Source organism: uncultured Chitinophaga sp., from assembly GCF_937874145.1.
GTDB lineage: Bacteria > Bacteroidota > Bacteroidia > Chitinophagales > Chitinophagaceae > Chitinophaga.
On sequence record NZ_CALNBI010000300.1, the window covers coordinates 1 to 2,566 of the forward strand.

Here is a 2,566-nt window from a genome sequence, read left to right on the forward strand (position 1 = left end):
AACGGGATAACGTCGGTGACAAAGGAAAAAGGCTACCATTCCATTATTTGCCTGACGCATGAGGATTATAAAGACGAGCAGGATATCCTGAAAGCGTTCCATAACGGGCGGGTCGACGGTGTGCTGATGTCGGTTTCCGGTACTACGGAGTCCGGCGCGCATATCAGGGGCTTGATGGACCAGGGGGTGCCGGTCGTGCTTTTCGACCGGGTGCTGCCCGATGTGCCCGCGCCTAAGGTTGTTACCGATGATGCCGCCAGCGCCCGCCACGCCACGCAATTGCTGCTGGACCGCGGCTGCCGGCGGATCGCGTTCCTGGGGCTTTCGCCGCAGTTATCGATCAGCGCCGACCGCCTCGCCGGTTACGAATCCGTGCTCCGGGCAAACGGCCATCGCCCGAAAGCGAAAGACATCCTTTCCTGCGGTTCCGGCCAGCAGCAAAACCTGCTCGCCATCAAAAAGCTGCTTCGCCGGAACGACCGTCCGGATGGCATCGTGGCCGCGGTGGAGAAGCTGGCGCCGCTGGTATACCAGGCCTGCAACGACCTTTCGCTTCGCATCCCGGATGATGTGAAATTGATTTGTTTTTCGAGCCTGGAAATTGCGGGGATCCTGCAGCCTTCGTTATCCACCATCACGCAGCCGGCGTTTGAAATGGGCGCGCAGGCGGCGGGGCTGCTGATGAAGCTGATGGCGGGGAAACGGGTGGAGATGGAAGTGGTGGTGGAAGCGGGGTTGACGGAGCGGGCATCGACCGGTTGATTCCTTACCATGGCCCTCAGCAGTTGACCCGGTATCCATCCCCGGGCTGCAGTATAAGCCCCAACATCCTGCAACGGCGCAACCGCCTATATTTTGACTACAAAGGGCTGGAATCGGCGATGATGGCGTTTTCACTGGATGAAGCGGGCAAGGTCAAGAGGTTCACATTGAATTCCGGCAGGGTGAAAAGGGATTGTGTTTGTTAAGGAGTGATCCATATAATGGAGTGGCCCGCGCAATGCGCGGGCCACTCCATTATTTTACGGCCAATCCAGCCTGAAGTTCAATCATTAATGATGCGCCACAGGCTGTGCGGCAGACTGCGCTTCGGGTTTGCGCCGTTTCACCCAGAACCAGAGCAAGGTGAACAACACGATCAATACGGCTGGGAAAATGATCATGTATTTCATGGTCTCCTGTCCTGCAGCGAGTTCGAGTTCTGCGCCGGTTAAGCCGTTTGCCGCGGCTCTTACTCTTCCTTCGTCGATCCAACCGCCGATCACGGGGTTCCACATCGATGTGGAGAACATGCCCATCGCGCCCACTACAGACATGCCGAACGCCCCGCTTTTGGGGATTTTCTCGGCCACGAAACCGATCATATTCGGCCAGAAGTAACATACGCCCACGGCAAAGAATATCGCGGCCACGTATACCATCCCGCCAGTTACCGTGCTGAACAGGTAAATGCCGATGGTGGTGAAGATGGCGGACCCCAGGAGCACGCCCGTCTGATCGAACTTGCCGACGATCCCTCCGCCAAAGTACCTTCCGACAGCCATCAATCCCGTTACCAGCGCCAGGATCACCATCGGTTCAGCACCGCTGGAGGCCATGATGATGCCCGTCCACTGCTGGGGACCGAATTCGCTGATGGCGGTGAGCGTCATGCAGGCGGCGATGAAAATGAAGAGCGGCGTGGCCATGGCCTTCAGGTTTTCCACTACGGATATGCTTTCCTTGTGATGCGGTTTCGGGAATTCCTGGCCATAGAACAGCCAGGCATATACCAATGTCGGCAACAGGATGATCCATATCTGCGCTTCCCAGCCCAGTTTCAGGTGCGTCATACCCAGGGACACCAGGCTTCCGATCACGATACCGCCCGGGAACCACATATGGAAGCGGTTTAACAGGGTGTTCATCTGCTTTCCGGTGTAACTGTCCGCAATCATGGGGTTACAGGCCGCTTCGGTACAGCCGTTCCCTAAGCCTAGCAGCAACGTGGAAATCAACAACCCGGTATACCCCCCGGAATAGATCGTGAGCAGAATGCCCAGCGTATGCGCGAAGAAGGCGAAGATCATGATGCGCTTGGGCCCTATCTGGTAATAGAAAAGACCGCCGATGACCATGGAAATGGGAAAACCCAGGAACCACATCGAATTAATGAAACCCAATTGCGTGGCGTTCAACTGGAAAGTTTCGGCCAGCTGCGGCAGGATACCCGCCCGGATGCTGAATGAAAATGCAGTAGTAATGAGGGCAAAACAACTGCCATAAAACAATCTTAGTTTGTTGTTCATAACGCTGAAAATTTTGATTAAGGCCAATTACTCTTATTTCATAGGGTGTTCTTTGAGCAATTGCGTTGTGGAATATAAATCTTTTTTATTTTCCGTGGCCTTTCTAATCTTTTTTACCTGGTCAACGGTGATGCTCCCCCCGTTATTGCCGAACGAATTCCGGACGTAGGTCAGCACCGCGGCCACCTCTTCATCTTTCAGCAACCCGCCGAAAGGCGTCATCGGCACCTGGCCGGGATATTGCTTGCCTTTCACGAAGATGGGGCCTACCAGGCCTT

General features: G+C 55.3%; 3 protein-coding genes. 1 reads left to right on the forward strand and 2 read right to left on the reverse strand.

Annotated features, from left to right (window positions below):
* A partial coding sequence (locus tag Q0510_RS14675; RefSeq protein ID WP_298713217.1) for a LacI family DNA-binding transcriptional regulator occupies positions 1 to 762 on the forward strand: 762 nt, incomplete at its 5' end.
* Between the two features lie 290 nt (positions 763 to 1,052).
* On the opposite strand, the gene Q0510_RS14680 is transcribed toward Q0510_RS14675, so the two are convergent.
* Entirely contained in the window at positions 1,053 to 2,288 is a 1,236-nt protein-coding gene (locus tag Q0510_RS14680) for an MFS transporter (protein WP_298713220.1), read from the reverse strand.
* Between the two features lie 33 nt (positions 2,289 to 2,321).
* Positions 2,322 to 2,566: cytochrome c (locus Q0510_RS14685; RefSeq protein ID WP_298713223.1), on the reverse strand; the 245-nt coding region annotated here is incomplete at its 5' end.

Bases quoted from the DNA above. Each gene is read 5' to 3' on its own strand.
- Q0510_RS14680 (WP_298713220.1), bottom strand. From the start codon at position 2,288: ATGAACAACAAACTAAGATTGTTTTATGGCAGTTGTTTTGCCCTCATT.